Source organism: Candidatus Magnetaquicoccus inordinatus (assembly GCF_004217665.1).
Lineage (GTDB): Bacteria > Pseudomonadota > Magnetococcia > Magnetococcales > Magnetaquicoccaceae > Magnetaquicoccus > Magnetaquicoccus inordinatus.
Window position 1 is genome coordinate 11229 of record NZ_RXIU01000001.1, and the last position, 19835, is coordinate 31063.

Annotated in this window: 1 protein-coding gene; it reads left to right on the forward strand. The window is 52.5% G+C overall.

Annotated features, from left to right (window positions below):
- Positions 1–576 precede the first annotated feature (576 nt).
- Complete coding sequence (locus EJP87_RS00030; protein WP_130469816.1) at positions 577–19824, forward strand: leucine-rich repeat domain-containing protein; 19248 nt, start codon at positions 577–579, stop codon at positions 19822–19824.
- Positions 19825–19835: the final 11 nt, after the last annotated feature.

The following is a 19835-nucleotide window of genomic DNA, read 5'->3' on the forward strand; positions in this document are numbered from 1 at the left end:
GAGTTTGTGCAGCAGTTTCCCGTTTGTTGGAGAAGGGTGACAAAGGCTGGATTTGTCTTCTCCAATATGGGATTTGCCAGAGGGCGAGGGTAAGTTTCCGCTTGACAATGATGGGAAAAACATGGCACATTTAGGCTATTGTGAAAATTGGATTCAGGCAAAGACAAACCAATTTTGGCCGCGTTTTACGCCGAGGCATCTGAGGGGTTCCTGCTCCTGTGCTGTTCCTTGCTGACTTTTGTTTGAGTTATATAGCTTCTGAAGTTGATTTTTAGCAGGGTTGGTTCGGCTTGTGGTGGCTGCCGGAAAATGTCCAGGAAAAAAATTCCAGCCATTATGGTCGAATTTGCTAAAGGAATGGTCGGATTTTGCCGACGATTCATGACGAGGGGTTGAAGAGGCGCCCGGATCGTGCCTGAGATCAGGCAGGATCTATAGAGGTTGTGCGCGCCTGCTTTACAGTTAAGTGAAATGATCGATTTTCCTGAGCGATATCGCCGGGTCATAAGTTAAGACAGTGTATCCAACAATCGGGTCTCTGAACTTTCGGGCAACGTAGAGAAGAGGATTTCAATAATGGCAACGTATACAGGTTCATCCAGCGATCTCACCAGTGTAACTGACCTGCAGGCTAGCAACACTCCCTCTACGAACCAGGCGGATTTTTTTGGTGTTTCAGGGGCCTTGGCGACCACTGTGATCGATGGACTGCAGGCAGCAGCACTCTCCACCGCCACAGCGACACAGCTCAATTATCTCTCCTCGACGCAGGTGACCTCGCTGGCCGATACCCAACTGGATGGTCTCACCTCCACGCAATTGAGTGGCCTGGCCAACACCCAGTTGGATGGTTTGAGTTCGCTGCAACTGACCGGGTTGGCGACCACGCAACTGGATGGCATGATCTCCACGCGCATCGCGTCCCTGGCCGATACCCAGTTGGACGGTCTGCTCTCCGATCAGTTTTCTTCGCTTGCCGCCACCCAATTCAATGGCCTCTACTCTCTGCAACTGACGGCGCTGGCCAATACCCAGTTGGATGGAATGACCTTTGATCAACTGAGCTCCCTGGCAGGTTCACAGCTTGATGGTTTGGGTTCGTTGCAACTGCAGGCTCTGGCAGATACGCAGTTGGATGGCTTTACATCCGTGCAACTGAAGACGCTGGCCAATACCCAGTTGGATGGTCTGAGTTCGGTGCAGTTGTCGACGTTTGCCGATTCGCAGTGGGATGGAATGACCTCTGTGCAGTTGCCGGGTCTGGCGGATACGCAACTGAATGGAGTCAATTCCATGCAGTTTTCCGCGTTGGTCAACACCCAATTGGATGGCTTGCGTTCTCTGCAAATTCAGGCGTTGGCAGATACACAGTTGGCAGGCTTTGCCTCGTTGCAACTCAAGTCGTTGGCTACTACCCAGTTTGATGGTTTGAACTCCACCTTTCTTGCGGCGATTGCCGTGACCCAGTTGCCGGGTATCACCTCAGTCCAATTCAGCTCTCTGGCGGATACCCAGCTCAATGGGTTGACCTCCGCGTCCATCGGCATCATGGCCAGAACACAGTTGGATGGCCTCACCTCCGGACAGTTGGCAGCACTGGCAAATACCCAATTGGATGGTTTGACTTCTGATCAAATCACCTTCCTTGCCACTACGCAATGGGATGGTTTGCGCTCTTTGCAATTGGCCGCTTTTGCCGACAGCCAATTGGATGGCATGACCTCCGTGCAGTTCAAGAGCCTTGCTGACAGCCAATGGGATGGCATGACTTCGGTTAATCTGTCCTTGATGGAAAATACACAGTTGGATGGCTTGACCTCACTGCAGTTGTCGGGGCTAGCCGACAGCCAGTTGGATGGTCTGCTCTCCGATCAGCTCTATTATTTGGCCAATACCCAGTTCAATGGTTTGGGTTCCTTGCAACTGTCACAGTTGGTGGATACGCAACTGGATGGTTTGCAGGGCGTGCAGCTTTTGAATTTGGCCGATACCCAGTTGAATGGTCTGACCTCGCTCGGTTTGGGTTCGATGGAGGATACGCAACTGGATAGTTTGGCCTCGTTGCAGTTGCAATCCCTGGCCGATACCCAGTTGAATGGTGCCACCTCGGTGCAGTTGAGCACGTTGGCCAATTCGCAATTGAATGGTTTGACCTCTGGCCAGCTTTCCGCTTTGGCAGACAGTCAGTTGGATGGCTTGTCGGCGGATCATCTTAATTTTCTGGCCAATACCCAATATAATGGCTTGCAGTCGTTGCAGTTGACCGGTTTGGCCACGACGCAGTTCACCGGTTTGAGCTCGGTGCATTTGCAGGCATTGGCTGATACGCAGTTGAATGGCTTGTCGGCGACACAAATGGGCGTGTTGGCAAGCACACAGTTGGATGGCCTCTATTCGGCTCGTATCACTGCTCTGGCTGATACGCAGTTGGATGGCTTGACTTCAGATCAGTTTGCGAGCCTCGCCAATACCCAAATGGACGGGTTGTATTCGTTGCAACTGAACGCCTTGGCGGATACCCAACTGGATGGTTTGACCTCTGGTCAATTGACTGCCTATGCGGATACGCAGTTGAACGGTTTGCGCTCTCTGCAGTTGAGCGGTTTGGCTTCGACACAGCTTGACAGTATGCGTTCCTTGCAGTTTGCCGCTTTGGCCGATACGCAATTGAATGGCTTGCTCAGTGACCAATTGACCAGTCTGGCATTGACGCAGTTTGATGGTTTGGGCTCGTTGCAGTTGAGCGGTTTGGCCGATACGCAACTGAATGGTCTGACGGCAGATCAGATGACCTCATTGGCCAATTCACAATTGGATGGTCTGGGTTCGCTGCAGTTGGCTGGTTTGGCTGATACGCAGTTGGATGGTTTTGTGTCGCTGCAATTAAAGGCGTTGGCCGATACCCAATTGAATGGTTTGACAGCGAGCAACTTTGGACTGTTTGCTGGTACACAACTGGATGGAATGCGTTCGCTGCAGTTGACCGGCCTGGCGGATACACAGTTGGATGGTCTGGGTACCGATCAATTCTTGAGCTTGGCCAATAGCCAACTGGACGGCTTGCAGAGTTTGCAATTGAGCGGTTTGGCCGATACGCAGTTGGATGGCTTGGCCTCTCTGCAGTTGAAAGGGTTGTCCGATACGCAATTGAATGGTCTGCGCTCCTTGCAGTTGAGCAGTCTGGATGGAACGCAACTGGCCGGTTTGACTTCAGGTCATTTGACCGCCTTGGCCGACAGCCAACTGAATGGCCTCTATTCTTCACAAGTCTCATTGTTGGTCAATACCCAGTTGAATGGTTTGACCTCGCTGCAACTGACCGCTTTGGCGGATACCCAACTCGATGGTTTGACAACGGATCAACTAAAAGGCTTTGCAAATACCCAATTGGATGGTTTGGCCTCTCTGCAGTTATTGGGTTTGGCTGCTTCGCAGTTGGAGGGGTTGACCTCTGGGCAGTTGAGTGTGCTTGCCGATACCCAACTGAATGGTTTGGGTTCGTTGGGGTTGAAAGGTCTGCAAGATAGCCAGTTGAATGGCTTGCAGTCCTTGCAGTTGAATGCGTTGGCGGATACGCAACTGGATGGTATGACCTCCGATCAACTGGCCGGTGTTGCTGGTACACAACTGGATGGTTTGAGTTCGATGCAGTTGAGCGCATTGGCGGATACCCAGTTGATTGGCTTGACCTCCACTCTGTTGAAGGGGTTGGCGGATACGCAACTGGATGGTTTGGGAAGTGTCAATCTGGGTACCCTGGATGACACCCAGTTGGATGGCCTGCGTTCTGGTCAGTTGTCAGGCTTGGCGGATACCCAACTGAACGGTTTGGATGATTCGCAGTTGGCAACATTGGCCAATACCCAATTGGATGGCTTGATGTCGCTCTCTTTGCAGGGCTTGGCGGATACCCAGTTGGATGGTTTGCAGGCGGCGCAAGTGGGCGGTCTGGCCACCACGCAATGGGATGTTTTGGGCTCTGTCTCTCTGACCAATCTTGCCGATACCCAGTTGGACGGTCTGGTCTCGACACAACTGGCCTCTTTGGCTGATACGCAGTTGAATGGTTTGGCTTCGCTGCAATTGGATTCGTTGTCGGATGTGCAATTGAATGGTCTTACCTCTCTGCAGTTGCAGGGGTTGGCCGATACCCAACTCAACGGTATGAGTTCGGTACAGTTTGCCTCATTGGCGGCAACACAATTGAATGGATTGCTCTCTGTACAACTGACCGCTTTGGCGGATACCCAGTTGAATGGTTTGACCTCCACACAGTTTGCTGGGCTGGCTGATACCCAATTGAACGGTTTGGCAAGCTTGAGCCTGCAGGGGTTGGCCGATACCCAACTGAATGGTCTGACCTCTACCCAGTTGGCTGATTTGGCCGATACTCAGTTGAATGGTCTGCAGTTATCACAATTGGCCGGCTTGGTGGCGACTCAATTGAGTGGCTTGAACTCCATGCAGTTGGGGTTGTTGGCGGATACCCAACTGAACGGCTTGACCTCCTCAGCATTGGCCAGTTTGTCCAATGTGCAGTTGAATGGTTTGGTCTCGCTGCAATTGGCATCTCTGGCCGATACCCAAATGAATGGTTTGACCAGTGGGCAAATGGGTGCATTGGCTGATAGCCAATTGGATGGTTTGTTGAGCCTGATGCTGGGCAATCTGGCGGATACCCAATTGAACGGTCTACTCTCCACGCAATTGACGGCGTTGGCGGATACCCAATTGAATGGTATGAGCGCAACACAGGTGGCGGCGCTGTCTGGAACGCAGTTGGATGGCTTGTCGTCGGTACAGTTGAACGGCTTGGCCGATACGCAGCTCAATGGTCTGACCTCAACTTTGTTGAAGACCCTGGCTGATACACAATTGAACGGATTGGGCAGTGTGGGGCTTGGTTCGTTGGCCGATACGCAGTTGGACGGTTTGTTGTCTGACCAATTGACCGGTTTGGCGGATACGCAGTTGAATGGATTGACGCTGGCTGAGCTGGCATCGTTGTCCGGGACGCAGTTGAATGGATTGTATTCCATGCAGTTGCAGGGGCTGGCAGATACGCAGTTGAATGGATTGAGCTCCAGCAGCTTGGCCTCACTGGCGGGAACGCAACTGGATGGCCTGAGTTCAGTAAATCTGACCAACTTGGCAGACACGCAGTTGAATGGTTTGACCAGTGGACAACTGAGCGGTTTGGCAGATACCCAATTGGATGGCTTAGGGTCATTGCAATTGACTGGTCTGGCGGCCACACAGTTGAACGGGTTGAGCTCATCGCAGTTGAATATGCTGGCCGATACGCAGTTGAATGGACTGAGCTCCGCACAGTTGGCCACCCTGTCTGGAACGCAGTTGGATGGTATGACCTCGGTAAATCTGACCAATCTGGCAGATACCCAATTGGATGGTTTGACCTCTGCTCTGCTCAAAGGTTTGGCGGATACGCAGTTGAATGGTTTGAGCTCGGTCAGTCTGACCAATCTGGCAGATACCCAATTGGATGGCATGTTGTCTACCCAGATTACTGGATTGGCCGACACGCAACTAAACGGTTTAAGCAATACGGAATTGGCAGCTTTGGCGGCGACCCAGTTGAATGGTTTGAACTCCATGCAGTTGCAGGGATTGGCCGACACGCAGCTCAACGGTTTGACCTCCACACAACTTGCTTCGCTCTCTGGCACACAGTTGGATGGTTTGAATTCGTTGTCTCTGAGTTCGTTGGCCGATACACAGTTGGATGGTTTGAGCACTGTCCTGCTGCGTGATTTGGCGGATACACAGTTGAATGGTTTGGGTTCGTTGCAATTGAGCGGCTTGGCGGCCACCCAGTTGAATGGCCTGCTTTCTGACCAATTGAGTGGTCTGGCGGATACACAACTGAATGGCTTGAACTCGTTGCATCTGGCCAGTTTGGCTGGTACCCAGTTGGACGGTATGAGCTCCGTGCAGTTGGCTGGTTTGTCCGATACACAGTTGAATGGTTTGACCTCTGCGGTATTAAAAACGCTGGCGGATACGCAATTGAACGGTCTGGAATCATTGCGCCTGAATGGTCTGGCTGATACGCAGTTGAATGGCCTGACTTCGTCGCAAATGCTGGACTTGGCTGACACTCAGTTGAATGGTCTGCTCTCGACGCAACTGTTGGGTTTGGTTGGTACGCAGTTGGATGGAATGAGCTCCATGCAGTTGCAAGGTTTGGCCGATACCCAGATGCGCGGTATGGGTTCGCTGCAGTTGAAATCGCTGGCAACAACCCAGTTGGATGGTCTGTATTCATTGGCGTTGCAGGTGTTGGCTGACAGCCAGTTGGATGCTCTGGCCACAGTGCAGTTGAAGAGCCTTGCTGATACGCAGTTGAATGGCTTGTTGTCGCTGCAGTTGAGTGGCTTGGCGGGCTCACAATTGGATGGTCTGACCTCGAGCCAGTTGACCGCCTTGGCCGATACACAGTTGAATGGCATGACCTCCGATGTATTGGCTGGTTTGGCAGGTACACAGTTGGATGGTTTGACTTCATTGCAACTGCAGGCGTTAGCCGATACGCAGTTGAATGGTCTGTTGGCTTCCCGGTTGGCTACGCTGGCCAGTACGCAATGGGATGGCGTGCTTTCGTTACAGTTGCAAGCCTTGGCCGACACGCAGTTGGATGGCCTTGCTTCGGCTACGTTGACCAACTTGGCCGACACCCAATTGAATGGATTGACCTCCGTACAGCTCTCTGGTTTGGCGGCGACCCAGTTGAATGGTTTGTCCTCACTGCAGTTGCAGGGGTTGGCGGATACGCAACTGAATGGATCTACCTCTGTTCAACTCACCTCTTTGGCCAATACCCAGTTGGATGGTTTGAATTCCCTGCAGTTGCAGGCGCTGGCCGATACCCAGTTGGACGGTTTGGCTTCCACACAGTTGAAGGTGTTGGCCGATACCCAGTTGGATGGTTTGACTTCGTTACAACTGCAGGGATTGGCCGTTTCGCAACTGAATGGATTGCAGTCACTGCAATTGAGTGCTCTTGCCGACTCCCAATTGAATGGTCTGACCTCTGGCCAACTGACTGATTTGGCCAACACCCAATTGAATGGCTTGTATTCGTTGGCGCTTGCCTCCTTGGCAGACACCCAGTTGGATGGTCTGTTGGAGACGCAGGTTACCGCTTTGGCGGATACGCAGTTGAATGGTTTGACCTCGGTGCAGGTGACCAGTCTGAATGATACCCAGTTGGATGGTTTAAGTTCTGTCCAATTGAGTGGTTTGGTTGATACCCAGTTGAATGGTCTGCTCTCTTCGCAACTGCAGGCGTTGGAAAATTCGCAGTTGAATGGGCTCACATCGCTTTCTCTTGGCTCTTTGGCCGATACACAGTTGAATTCGCTGTTGTCGACGCAACTGACCGAGTTGGCCGATACGCAGTTGAATGGTTTGACTTCACTGCAATTGACTGGGTTGGCCAACAGCCAGTTGGATGCTTTCCTGTCGCAGCAATTGAAGGGGTTGGCCGATACGCAGTTGGATGGTTTGACCTCTGCGCAGATGAAGGCTCTTGTTGATACCCAGTTGGATGGTTTGCGTTCGGTGCAGTTGACTGGCTTGGCCGATACGCAGTTGAATGGCCTGACTTCCATGCAGTTGACAGCATTGGCAGATAGCCAGTTGGATGGTTTGGCCTCGCTGCAGTTGACCGGTTTGGCAGACAGCCAATTGAATGCTTTGATCTCCAGCCAGTTGACAGCTTTGGTGAGCAGCCAGTTGGATGGCTTGACCTCGCTGCAACTGAAGGCGCTGGCTGACACGCAATTGGATGGTTTGACCTCCGTACAACTGACTGGTTTGGCAGATACCCAGTTCAATGGTTTGAGTTCAGCCCATTTGAAGGGGTTGGCCGATACGCAGTTGAACGGTCTTACCTCAACGGCGTTGACCTCATTGGCCGATACGCAGTTGGATGCTGCCTTGTCGTTGCAGTTGCAAGCTTTGGCTGATACCCAACTGAACGGCTTGTTGTCGATGCAACTGAGTGGTCTTACTGACACGCAGTTGGATGGTGTGACTTCAACGCAATTGACCGCTCTTGCGGATACCCAGTTGAATGGGTTGCGTTCCGGTTTGTTGAAGGCTCTGGCCGATACCCAGTTGGATGGTTTGGGCTCTTTGTCGTTGACTGGTTTGGCGGATACCCAGTTGAATGGGTTACGCTCTGTACAGTTGCAGAGTTTGGCTGATACGCAGCTCAACGGGTTTGTTTCCTTGCAATTGACCTCCATGGCCGACACGCAGTTGGATGGTTTGACATCTCTGCAATTGACCGCTTTGGCGGATACGCAGTTGAATGGTTTGACCTCTGGGCGGTTGCAGGGGTTGGCTGGAACGCAGTTGGATGGCCTGGTCTCGTTGCAATTGTCCGCTTTGGCCGACACGCAGTTGGATGGCGTGAGCTCGGCGCAATTGGCTGGTTTGGCAGATACGCAGCTTAATGGGCTCTATTCGCTGGCGTTGAGCGGGCTGGTTAGTTCGCAGTTGAAAGGTTTGACATCGTCGCAATTGACGGCATTGGCGGACACACAATTGAATGGTCTGACTTCAGATCAGTTGTCTGCATTGGCTGCTACACAACTGAATGGTCTGACCTCCACGCAGTTGACGGCCCTTGCTGACAGCCAGTTGAATGGTTTGAGCTCGGCGCAACTGGCCGGATTGACAGATACACAACTGAATGGTTTGCTCAGTTTGAGTCTGGTGGCATTGGCTGACTCACAGTTGAATGGTTTACCCTCGGTGCAGTTGGCAGCTCTTGCCGATAGCCAGTTGAATGCGTTGACTTCGCTGCAACTGCAAGGTTTGGCCAATTCTCAGTTGAACGGTCTGCAATCATTGCAATTGCAGGGGTTGGCCGACACGCAGTTGGATGGCATGACCTCTTCGCAACTGGCTGGTTTGTCGGCTACGCAGTTGAATGGTTTGTACTCATTGCGTTTGAGCAACTTTGTGGACACCCAGTTGAACGGTTTGACCTCAACACAGGTCTCCACACTGGCTGACACGCAGTTGGATGCCTTGACTTCAGCGATGTTGAGTGCGCTGGCGGTGACGCAGCTTGAAGGTTTGACCTCTGTTCAATTGACTGGTTTGGCGGATACCCAGTTGAATGGGTTGAGTTCTGTACAGTTGCAGAGCTTGGTTGGCACCCAGTTAAACGGTTTGACCTCTACGCAACTCAAGGCGATCGCGGATACCCAGTTGGATGGGTTGGCATCGGCGCAGTTGACAACCTTGGCGGATACCCAGCTCAATGGTTTAACCTCGGTCAGCCTGGGGCAGTTGGATAATTCGCAGTTGGGTGGTTTGACCTCAGTTCAACTCTCTGGCTTGGCGGATACGCAGTTGGATGGTTTGGGCACAGGGCAGTTGCTCAGTTTGTCTGCGACACAGTTGGATGGTTTGACCTCCGTTCAATTGTCTGGTTTGGCCGATACGCAGTTGGATGCTTTGACCTCATCGCATATCGGGCAGCTCACGGCAGTGCAATTGAATGGTTTGACCTCTGTGGCGCTGGGTAATTTGGCCAATACGCAGTTGCGTGGTATGAACTCTGCCTTGTTGAGTAGCCTGGCGGATACCCAGTTGAATGGTTTGGGTTCGTTGCAGTTTGCCTCTTTTGCCAGCACGATGTTGGATGGTCTGGGTTCCTTGCAACTGAAGGGCTTGGCGGATACCCAGCTCAACGGCATGACTTCCATGCAGTTGAAGGGTTTGGCCTCAACGCAACTGGATGGTTTGTCTTCGCTTTCGCTCAGTGCGTTGGCTGATACACAACTGGTTGGGTTGTTGTCGACGCAGTTGTCCACTTTGGCTGATACACAACTGGACGGTTTGCAATCGCTCTCCTTGTCGCAATTGAGCACAGCACAGTTGAATGGTTTGCAATCGCTGCAGCTTAATGCGCTTACGGATACCCAATTGGATGGCTTGAGCTCTCTGCATGTGGCGAGCTTGGCCAATACCCAGTTGAATGGTCTGCTCTCGTTGCGTTTGGGCGGCTTGGCTGATACCCAATTGAACGGCATGAGCTATGGCCAGTTGTCGGTCTTGGCGGACAGCCAACTGAATGGTTTAGGTTCGTTGCAACTGAGCGGTTTGGCAAATACCCAGTTGACCGGTTTAAGTTCAGCACATTTGGCTGGTTTGGCCGATACCCAACTGAATGGTTTGGGCTCGCTGCAGTTGGATTCGCTGAGTTCAGCACAACTCAATGGCATGTCTTCATCGCAATTGTCGGGTTTGGCAGATAGCCAGTTGAATGGTCTCTCTTCCGACCTCTTGCTTGGCTTTGCCAATACCCAGTTGGATGGATTGGCCTCCTTGGCCTTGATGGGTTTGGCCGATACCCAGTTGCTTGGCATGACCTCCCTGCAATTGGTTGCTTTGGCCGACACGCAGTTGAATGGTTTGACCTCGACGCAGTTGACAGCTTTGAAAGATTCGCAGTTGGCTGGTTTGGGTTCTCTGCAGTTGAATGCACTGGCTGATACCCAGTTGAATGGTATGACCTCGATGCAGTTGAAGGGGTTGGCCAATACCCAGTTGGATGGTCTGGTATCGCTGGTTCTTGGCAGCTTGGCCGATACCCAACTGGATAATGTGACCTCTGCCCAGTTGGCAGCTTTGGCTGATACCCAACTCAATGGTCTCACTTCCGTTCAATTGGCATCGTTGTCCAATGCACAACTGGATGGGTTTAATTCGCTACGTTTGCTTGGTTTTGCCGATACACAGCTCAACGGCTTGGGCTCCCTGCAGTTGGCTGGTTTGGTGTCGACTCAATTGAGTGGCATCTACTCATTGCGTCTGCAGGCGTTGGCGGATACCCAGTTGAATGGGTTGGTCTCAACGCAGTTGCAGCGCTTGAGCAACACGCAGTTGGATGGTTTGACCTCGACGCAATTGACCTCGTTGGCGACTACGCAGTGGAAAGGTTTGAGCTCCGCCCAACTGTTGGGGTTGGCGGATACCCAGTTGAATGGTTTGACCTCGACACAACTGACCGCCATGGCTGGTACCCAGTTGAATGGTTTGACCTCAGCGCGTCTGCTTGCTTTGGCTGATACGCAATTGAATGGTTTGAGCTCCTCTGCAGTGGTTGGATTGGCCTCTACACAACTGGATGGTTTGACCTCTCTCGCGTTGCAAGGGCTGGCAGATACACAATTAAATGGTTTAAGCAGTGCACAGGTGTCCACCTTGGCGGACACGCAGTGGAATGGCTTGCTGTCGATGCAGTTGACCGGGTTGGCGGCGACACAATTGGCTGGTTTGTCTTCAGCACGCTTGATGGTGTTGGCTGATACCCAACTGAATGGTCTGAGTTCGGGACAACTGAAAGTTCTCTCGACGGCATTGTTGGCTGGTTTGACTTCGGATCAATTGTCAGGATTGGCTGATACCCAATTGAACGGGTTGCAGTCAGCACAGTTGCAGGCGCTCAAGAGCACCCAGTTGGATGGATTGGGTTCACTCTCGCTGAGTGGTTTGGCTGGTAGCCAGTTGGCTGGTTTGACTTCTGCGCAATTGGCAGTTTTGGCCGATACACAACTGAATGGTTTGTCGAGCAGCTTGGCGGCTTCACTCTCTGCCGCACAATTGAATGGCTTGTCCTCGGCGCAGTTGACTGGCCTGGTGGATACACAACTGAATGGCTTGGCGACCGAAGGGTTGCGTTCGTTGGCGGCTACCCAACTGAACGGTTTGTACTCCTTGGCATTGAACAGCTTGGCAGATACGCAATTGAATGGTTTGTTGTCTGCACAAGTGAACAGTTTGGCCGATACGCAACTGGATGGGCTGACTTCGGCGCAGTTGCAGGGGTTGGCAGGCAGCCAGTTGGATGGTTTGACTTCAGCGCATTTGCTGGCATTGGCGGATACCCAGCTTAATGGCTTGCGTTCCGGGCAGTTGTCTGGCTTGGTCAATACCCAGCTCAATGGTCTGCAGTCGGTGCAGTTGACCAACTTGGCAGATAGCCAGTTGGATGGTTTGAGCTCGGCCCAGTTGGCAGCTTTGACGGATACCCAGTTGAATGGTTTGCAATCGCTGCAGCTTTCTGGATTGACAGCAGGGCAATTGGGTGGATTGAGTTCGGCTCTGCTCTCTGGTTTGGCGGATACGCAGTTGAATGGTATGAGCTCTACTCAACTGCAGAATCTGACGGTAGTGCAGTTGAATGGCCTCTCTTCGGTCAATCTGGGGTCGTTGGCCGATACCCAGTTGAACGGTGTCACCTCGCAACAGTTGGCCAGTGTGGCGGATACGCAGTTGAATGGTTTGGCCAGTCTGCAGTTGACTGCATTGGCCGATAGCCAGTTGAACGGCTTGACCTCAGCACAGATGAGTGGCCTGGCCGATACCCAATTGAACGGTTTGAGTTCCGCGCAGTTGGCTGGTCTTTCCATGACCCAGTTGGATGGTGTGACATCGACGCAACTGACTGGCTTGGCGGATACGCAACTGAATGGCCTGAGCTCGATGCAGATGCGTTCTTTGAGCTCTGCACAATTGGATGGTTTGCAATCGCTGCAATTGAGTGCGTTGGCCAATACCCAGTTGGCAGGGTTGACCTCTGCACAATGGGCAACTGTGGTTGATACGCAGTTGGATGGTATGGGCTCACTGGCCTTGACCGCACTGAGCGCAGTACAACTGCGGGGTCTTACCTCGGTGATGTTGGGCTCATTGGCAGAAACCCAATTGGATGGCTTGACCTCCACGCAATTGAGTCTGTTGGCGGGTACCCAGTTGGCTGGTTTGGGCTCTCTGCAAATCAGCTCCCTGGCAGATACGCAGTGGAGTGGGCTGACCTCAGTTAAATTGGCTTCGTTGTCAACGGCAGTATTGAATAATTTTGACGATTCAATCTTTGGGCTCCTGGTCAATACCCAGTTGAATGGCTTGACCTCGGTACAGTTGGCTTCGTTGGCTGATACCCAGTTGGATGGTTTGGAGTCTGGACAGCTTAGCGGTTTGGCGGGTACACAGCTCAATGGCTTGACCTCGGCTCTGCTCACATCCCTTGCGGATACGCAGTTGAATGGTTTGAGCTCTGGGCAAATGGCGACACTGGCCGCCACACAATTGAATGGTTTGGGCTCGCTGCAGTTGAATGCTTTGGCCGATACGCAATTGGTTGGTATCAGCTCTGCTGTTTTGGCCAGCTTGGCCGATACGCAACTCAATGGTCTGCTCAGTAGCGGTTTGGCTGGGATGACGGTAATGCAGTTGAATGGTTTGAGCTCTAGCCAGTTGGCTGGATTGGCAGATACCCAGTTGAATGGACTGAGCTCGGTACAACTGACCTCGTTGGCAGGGACACAATTGAATGGTTTGCAGTCATTGAGTCTCACCGGTCTGGCCGACACCCAGTTGAATGGTCTCACCTCTGGGCAATTGAGCGGCTTGGCCGATACCCAGTTGAATGGTTTTGTTTCGCTGCAGTTGACTGCGTTGGCGGATAGCCAATTGGGAGGCTTGACTTCTGTTCAGTTGACTGCGTTGGCGGATACGCAGTTGAATGGTCTTAGCTCCGTGCAGTTGACAGGTTTGGATGCCACCCAGTTGGATGGTTTGGGTTCGCTGCAATTGACCGGTTTGGCTGATACGCAGTTGAATGGCCTCTTCTCTTCACAATTGAAGTTGTTGTCTGCCACGCAATTGAATGGGTTGACTTCGTTGCAGTTGTCTGCTCTGGCTGATTCGCAGTTGGATAGCTTGAGCACTGCACAATTGGCCACGTTGGTGGATACCCAGTTGAATGGTTTGAGTTCGGTTCATTTGGCTGGTTTGGAGACAGTGCAGTTGACTGGTCTGAGCTCATTGTTGCTGCAATCGTTGGCGGATACGCAGTTGAATGGGGCGACCTCGACGCAGTTGAGCAAATTGGCTGCTACCCAGTTGAATGGCTTGTCTTCGTTGCAGCTCACCGGTTTGGCCGATACCCAGTTGAATGGCATAATCTCCACGCAGTTGGCTGGTTTGGCAGATTCCCAACTCAATGGTTTGCAGTCGCTGCAGTTGAGCGGGTTGGCAGCCACACAACTCTCCAGTTTGACATCGACTCTGGTGAGCAGTTTGGCCGATACCCAGTTGAACGGATTGAGTTCGGCACAATTGGCTAAACTGTCGGTGGTGCAACTGAATGGTATCTCCTCAACCAATGTGACCAATCTGGCGGATACCCAGTTGAATGGTTTAACCTCCGCTCAATTGGCTTCCTTGGCTGACACGCAGTTGAACGGTCTGGGTTCGTTGCAGTTGCAAGGATTGGCCGATACGCAGTTGGATGGTTTGACCACTGCACAGTTGCTGGGACTGGCTGATACCCAATTGAATGGTATGACTTCCACGCAGTTGACCGGTTTGTCAGCAGCACAACTGAAAGGTTTGACCTCGGCAGCATTGAGTGGCTTGGTCAATACGCAGTTTGACAGCTTTGCCTCGGCGCAGTTGAAGGGGTTGGTCAATACCCAATTGAATGGTTTGAGCTCGGTGACGTTGGGTTCCTTGGCAGGGACGCAGTTGGCTGGTCTGAGTTCAGCGCAATTTGCTGGATTTGCTGATACCCAGTTGAATGGGATGACCTCGGTGCAAATTGCTTCCTTGTCAGCGGCGCAGTTGCATTCCTTGACCTCGGCAAGTTTGGCCGCTCTGGCGGATACCCAGTTGAATGGTTTGACCTCAGTACAATTGGCTGGCTTGGCTGTGACTCATTTGGATGGCTTGACTGCCACCAATATCACCAACTTGGCCGATACGCAGTTGAATGGTTTGCGTTCTGCCCAGTTGAAACTCTTGACCGATGCGCAATTGAATGGTTTGGCCTCTCTGCAACTGACCGGCTTGGAGGGTACACAGTTGAATGGTTTAACCTCCTCGCAATTGGCGGGCATGGCTGATACGCAGTTGAATGGGGTGACCTCTACGGCAATCGCCAGCTTGGCAGGTACACAGTTGGATGGTTTGACCTCTGACGCCATCGCTGGACTGGCGGATAGCCAGTTGGCGGGGTTGAATTCAGCGGCATTGGCGGCTCTGGTGGGTACGCAGTTGGATGGTTTGGGCTCTCTTGCTCTGGCCAGTCTGAGTACCTCGGCTTTGAACGGTCTGAACAGCCTGCAGTTCTATGGCTTGGCCGACACGCAATTGAATGGTTTGACTTCACTGCAGTTGAACAGCTTGGATAGTGCACAACTGGAGGGCTTCACCTCTAGTCGCATCGCAGCTTTGGCGGATTCCCAATTGAACGGTTTGCTTTCCAGTCAATTGAAGGAGTTGGTCAACACCCAGTTGGATGGTTTAAGCTCTCTGGGTCTGCAATCCTTGGCTGATACCCAGTTGAATGGTCTGGCGACAGCGCAATTGGGTGCCTTGGCTGACACGCAGTTGAATGGTTTGTTATCAATGCAGTTGACCGGTTTGGCCAGCACGCAGTTGGAAGGTTTGTCCTCTCTTGGTTTGCAGGGCTTGGCAGATTCCCAACTGAACGGTTTGACCTCCTTGCAGATGAAGGTGTTGAAGGGAACACAACTGGATGGTTTGTCGTCGGTGAGCCTGACCGGTTTGGCCGATACACAGTTGGATGGTATGCTCTCCGCACAGTTGAAGGGGTTGGCCGATACCCAGTTGAATGGTTTGACCTCGCTGCGCTTGGCAGGCTTGGTGGCGACACAGTTGGGTGGATTGACCAGCGTACAGTTGTCTGCCTTGGTGGATACACAACTGAATGGTATGAGCTCTGCACAATTGGCAACCATGAACGGTACGCTCTTGAATGGCTTGACCAGTACGGTTTTGTCCTCGTTGGCGGATACCCAGTTGGATGGTCTGACCTCGGCGCAATTGGCTGGTTTGGCGGGTACACAGTTGGATGGTTTGGGCTCGCTGCGCTTGTATGCTCTGGCGGCTACCCAGATGGCTGGTTTGACCTCCACGTTGCTCTCCACTTTGGCCGATACCCAGTTGAACAGTGTCACCTCGACAGCTCTTGGTCTGTTGACGACGACGCAGTTGGCTGGTTTGACCTCGGTGCAGTTGACCAGCTTGGCCGATACCCAGTTGAACGGTATGTCTTCGCTGCAGTTTAGCGTCTTGAAGAACACGCAGTTGGCTGGCTTAAGCCTGAGTCAATATCTGGCGCTGGCGGATACACAACTGCAAGGGTTGTCCACCAACCGTTTGGGTACGCTGGCCTCGACAGTATTGGATTCGCTGTCATCGGTCACCTTTGCGGCATTGTCTAATGGCCAATTGAACAGCTTGACCTCAAGCCAATTGACCACTCTGGCCAATACGCAGTTGAATGGCTTTACCTCCAGTCAGTTGGCTGGTTTGGCGGCTACACAGTTGAATGGCTTGGCCTCCTTGCAATTGACCAGTTTGGCCGATACGCAACTGGATGGTTTGATCTCGTCTCAGGTGGCTTCACTTGCTGGTACGCAGTTGGATGGTCTCTCTTCACTGATGTTGACTGGTTTGAGCAGTGCTCAGTTGAATGGCTTGGCAAGTGCACAACTGTCTGGTTTGGCCGATACGCAACTCAACGGTCTGGGATCTGATCAATTGGGTAGCCTGGCAGGAACGCAATTGAATGGATTGCTCTCCTTGAGCTTGCAGGCTCTGGCAGATACCCAGTTGAATGGTCTGATTTCGACGCAGATGGCTACTTTGGCCAATACTCAGTTGAACGGTTTGACCTCGTTGCAGTTGAATGCCTTGGTGGATACCCAACTGGATGGTCTGCTCTCGGCGCAGATGGCTGGTTTGGCGGATACCCAGTTGAATGGTTTGACCTCTCTTGGACTGGCTTCGTTGGAGGTGACCCAACTGGCTGGTATGAGTTCAGCGCAGTTGACTGGTTTGGCAGATACGCAGTTGAACGGGTTGAGTTCGGCACAGTTGAATGGGCTGACCACAGCACAGTTGAATGGGTTGAGTGCTTCGCAACTGCAGGGGTTGGCTGATAGCCAGTTGAATGGGCTGAAGTCGGCACAGTTGAGTAGTCTTGCTGATACGCAGTTGGATAATTTGGTCTCAACGCAGTTGAGTGGCTTGGCAGATAGCCAGTTGGATGGTTTGACCTCAGGACAATTGACTGGTTTGGTGGATGCGCAATTGAATGGGCTGATCTCAGGACAGTTGACTGGCCTGAATGAGAGCCAGTTGAATGGATTGTCCTCCTTGCAACTGACTGCTTTGGCCGATACGCAGTTGGATGGTTTGGCATCCACGCAAGTGAAGGGGTTGGCTGCTACCCAGTTGAATGGTTTACAGTCGCTCTCTCTGAATCAGTTGGCGAATACCCAGTTGGCTGGCTTGACCTCGGCTCAGGTGGCATCGTTGGCTGATACCCAGTTGAATGGTTTGACCTCTGCACAGTTGGCAGGTTTGGCCTCCGCACAGTTGGCAGGATTGAGCTCTGCACAACTGCAAGGGCTTGCCGATACCCAATTGAATGGTCTGCTCAATAGCCAATTGAGTGCTTTGACCAATAATCAATTGCGTGGCCTGACTTCATTGCAACTGACCGGCTTGGCTGATACCCAGCTCAATGGTTTGACCTCTGGTCAAATGGCCTCCCTGGTGGGGACGCAGTTGGATGGTTTGACCTCTATCCAGATGAGCTCTTTGGCCAGCACCCAATGGCGTGGATTGACCTCGGCTAAACTGAGCACGCTGGCGGATACGCAACTGGATGGTCTGACCTCCTCCTTGTTGGGTAGCATGGCGGTCACGCAGTTGGATGGTTTGAGCTCCGCACGTTTGAGTCAGTTGGCGGATACCCAGTTGAACGGCTTGGTGAGCAAGCAGCTTGCTTCCCTGGTCGGTACGCAGTTGGATGGCTTGAGTTCACTGCAACTGAGCGGTTTGGTTGATACACAGTTGGCTGGCCTCTCTTCAAGCCTGTTGGGAACCCTGGCAGGAACGCAGTGGAATGGCTTGAGTTCTATACAGTTGACAGCTTTATCTTCGGCGCAATTGGCTGGACTAAGCTCGACCAATTTGGCTGGCTTGGCGGATACACAACTGAATGGTCTGACCTCAACCTCTTTGGCTGGTTTCAGCTCAGCCCAGTTGAATGGTCTGTCGGCAGCACAGTTGACTTCGTTGGCAACAACGCAATGGGATGGTGTGAAGTCGAGCCAACTGGCCAGCTTGGCTGCCACGCAGTTGGCTGGCATGACCTCATTGCAGTTGGTCAGCTTGGCGGATAGCCAATTGAGTGGTTTGACCTCTACCCTGCTCTCCAGCCTGGAAGATACACAGCTTGATGGCATGAGTTCGTTGCAGTTGCGTAAATTGACAGCGGTACAGTTGAATGGCTTGGCCGATGATCAATTGTCTGACTTGGCGGATACCCAAGTTGCGGGCTTGACCTCAGTACAACTGGCCTCCTTGGCGGCAACGCAGTGGAGCGGTATGACCTCGACAGTTCTTGCAACTCTGGTAGCCACGCAGATGAATGGCTTCCTCTCTGCGCAGATGAGTGGATTGGTTGATACCCAGTTGGATGGCTTGACTTCGTCGATCCTGACAAATTTGGCGGCAACGCAATTGGCTGGTTTGGCTACTGGTCAGTTGCTTGGGTTGGCTGATACCCAACTCGATGGTCTGACTTCGCTGCAAATGAAGGCGTTAACATCCGTGCAACTGAATGGTTTAAGTTCGTTGCAACTGACTGGCTTGGCCAATACCCAATTGGTGAGTTTGACCTCCGCACAGTTGGGCAGCCTGGCAGGTACGCAGTTGGATGGCTTGCAATCGACGCAGTTGGCTGCTTTGAATGATTCTCAGTTGGGTGGATTGACCTCCACACAGTTGAGTCAGTTGGCGGTGACCCAGTTGGCTGGTGTAACCTCTCTGCAATTCAAGGGCTTGGCTGGAACGCAGTTGGATGGCCTGAGTTCAACAGCTCTGAGCAGCATGGTTGATGGTCCGTTGAATGGATTGACCTCGGCGCAGTTGAAGACTTTGGCTGGAACGCAGTTGGATGGCATCTCTTCGTCGCAGATCAGCTCCTTCTCGACCACACAACTGAGAGGTTTGACCTCGGCACAGTTGAGCACCTGGGCGGATACGCAGTTGAATGGCATGACCTCTGAGCAGTTGCGTGGATTTGCTATCACCCAGTGGGATGCTTTGTCCTCAGTACAGTTGGCCAGCTTTGCTGATACGCAGTTGTCTGGTTTGACTTCGGCACAGATGAAGAACCTGAAGGATACCCAGTTGAATGGTCTCACTTCAGCACAGTTGGGTATCTTGACCACAACGCAGTTGGTGGGTCTTACCTCTGTTCAATTGGCTGGTTTGGCCAACACCCAGTTGGATGGCCTGACCTCTGGTCATTTGGCTGGCTTGAAGAGTACACAAATGCTTGGTTTGACCACGGCGCAATTGGTTGCTCTTGAGGATACGCAGTTGGATGGTTTGACCACGACGCAGATTGTTGCGTTGACCACAACCCAGTTGGGTGGTTTGAGCTCCAGTCAGATCACTGGCTTGTCCACAGATCAGATTCGGGCTCTGACCAAGACAGCGGTTGTCTCCTTGTCTACAACGCAGATCGATGGTCTTACTGCTGTTGAGCTGCAGAATATGACCAAGACGCAGATGGCTGCCTTGACCACCACGCAGTTGTCCAGTATGGACTCGGTACAAGCTGCGGCCTTCAGCACAAAGGCGGCATGGACAGCGGCTGGTATTACCACCACGCAGATCACCCAGTTGCACTCCGGTGGATTGGGTACGCCACTGGATACTTTGTGGAGCAGTTAGTCTCAGCAAAC

Bases quoted from the DNA above. Each gene is read 5' to 3' on its own strand.
- EJP87_RS00030 (WP_130469816.1), top strand. From the start codon at position 577: ATGGCAACGTATACAGGTTCATCCAGCGATCTCACCAGTGTAACTGAC.